Raw genomic sequence first — 2,119 nt, forward strand, 5'->3', positions numbered from 1 at the left:
GAGCGTTTGAATCAGCGTCATCCGTTTGAGATATGGACGGGGTTGCTATGGAGGCTTGCAAGTTAGGCTTTATGACCAGGCGAATACCGAAAGAACCTGTGGAGGTTTTTCCAATGCTGCCTTGCTGTGCAGAATAAGTCGAAGACGTGATTAGAATAAACAACGAGGCAACTAAGCCTCTGCAGACCATTGCTGAGAGTTTCATATTACACCTACTTCCTGTCTGGTGTTACTTAAGTCGAGTATAGAAATTCTCAGAAACTTGATTGGCAGGACAGTTTAACGGGTGGCAGAGCAAGATATTCGGGCGTGTTGATGTGCTCAGAGGGAGAATAACGTCAGAAACGGCTCTCCCTGGTTGTCACAAACGTTATTCTGTCAAAGCTTTGTCAGACATTTTCAGCTCTTTCATTTTACGGGTCAGGGTGTTTCTTCCCCAGCCTAAGAGCTCGGAAGCATCTCTTTTTCGACCTCCCGTATGTTGCAGAGCTGATTCAATCATGATCTTTTCAAAAGCGGGGATCGCTTTGTCCAGAATGCTGCTGTTACCGGCCGCAAGCTCTCTGTCTGCCCAGAGACGAAGCTGTTGCTCCCAGTTGCCTGGCTGGAGCGTCACTGGGCCACTGTCGGGCTGGCTTAACAGTTCAGGTGGAAGGTCAGAGATCAGTACTTCCCGGCCTGAAGCCATTACCGTCAACCAACGACAAGTGTTCTCCAGCTGTCTGACATTGCCGGGCCATTCCAGACTGGCAATAAATTTCGCCGTTTCCTGGGTCAGTACTTTGGGTTCAACGTTCAGCTCCTTGGCGGCCCTGTCCAGAAAATGTCTGGCCAGAACAGGGATATCTTCTGAACGCTCTCTCAGTCTCGGCAGGTGAATCCGAATAACATTGAGTCGATGGAATAAGTCCTCACGAAATGTGCCTTCCTCAACCAGCTTTTCGAGATTCTGGTGAGTGGCTGCAATAATACGGACATCGACTTTAACCGGGGTATGGCCACCCACTCGATAGAACTCACCATCTGCAAGTACCCGAAGCAATCGGGTTTGTGTTTCTGCGGGCATGTCCCCTATTTCATCAAGAAACAGTGTGCCATTCTGGGACTGTTCAAAGCGTCCCTTGCGCATGGCTCCGGCACCAGTAAACGCCCCTTTTTCATGACCAAAGAGTTCTGATTCAATCAAATCTCTGGGTATGGCTGCCATATTGAGGGCAATAAAAGGATTGCTGGCTCTGGGGCTATGCTTGTGCAGTGCGTGGGCAACCAGTTCTTTACCTGTACCGGATTCACCATTGATGAGTACGGTAATATTCGATTGCGATAACCTGCCAATGGCACGGAAGACTTCCTGCATGGCGGGTGCTTCACCGATAATCTCAGTGCCGTTATCAACCGCCTCGATCACCTGTTCTGTCTTTTTCTGACAACTGTGCTCAATGGCGCGTTTGGCCAACGAAACGGCGTCGTCTATATCAAAGGGTTTGGGAAGGTATTCAAAAGCGCCACCCTGATAGGAAGAGACAGCACTTTCAAGATCAGAATGGGCAGTCATAATGATGACAGGCAGGTCCGGGTAGGTTTCGTGAACTTCCTTGAGAAATTCCAGCCCATTGGTACCAGGCATTCTGACATCGCTGATAATAGCTTCAGGCTGAGAGTATTGCAGCTCCCGCAGAGCCTTATCGGCAGAATCAAAGACATCGGCTTCGATCTGTTCTCCGGCCAGTGCTTTTTCCAGCACCCAGCGGATAGAACGATCATCATCAATAATCCAGACTTTAGAATCCGTACTCATTAATTACTCCTGTTGTTTATCCGCTCAAGACTGCCTGAGGTAAGAAGGTTGGGATGTAGGCTCATTCACCGTTAGCGGGAGATAGACGTGAAAGCAGGTCTGCCCCGGTTTACTGTCACATTCAATTAACACCTGATGCTGGCTGATAATGTACTGAGCCATTGGTAGCCCCAGGCCGGTTCCTTCCGCTCTGCCGCTGATCATGGGATAAAAAATATTTTCCTTGAGGTGTTCGGGAATGCCGGGACCATTGTCAATGATGGACAGATGACAAACAAGCTTCCGGCGTTGATTGCCAATTGTGAACTGTCTGGATATACG

General features: G+C 49.1%; 3 protein-coding genes. All 3 read right to left on the minus strand.

Translation table 11 applies throughout. From position 1 onward, the window contains the following. Nucleotides 1-205 (minus strand): hypothetical protein (locus tag KDK18_RS07775; RefSeq protein WP_257254335.1); only part of this gene is annotated, 205 nt, incomplete at its 3' end. Nucleotides 206-370: 165 nt separating this feature from the next. Next, complete coding sequence (ntrC, locus tag KDK18_RS07780) at nt 371-1,798, minus strand: nitrogen regulation protein NR(I) (protein ID WP_257254336.1); 1,428 nt, start codon at nt 1,796-1,798, stop codon at nt 371-373. A 24-nt stretch (nt 1,799-1,822) separates the two neighbouring features. After that, the coding region (locus KDK18_RS07785; protein ID WP_257254337.1) for an ATP-binding protein at nt 1,823-2,119 on the minus strand (297 nt) is incomplete at its 5' end.

Source organism: Endozoicomonas sp. SESOKO3, from assembly GCF_024606255.1.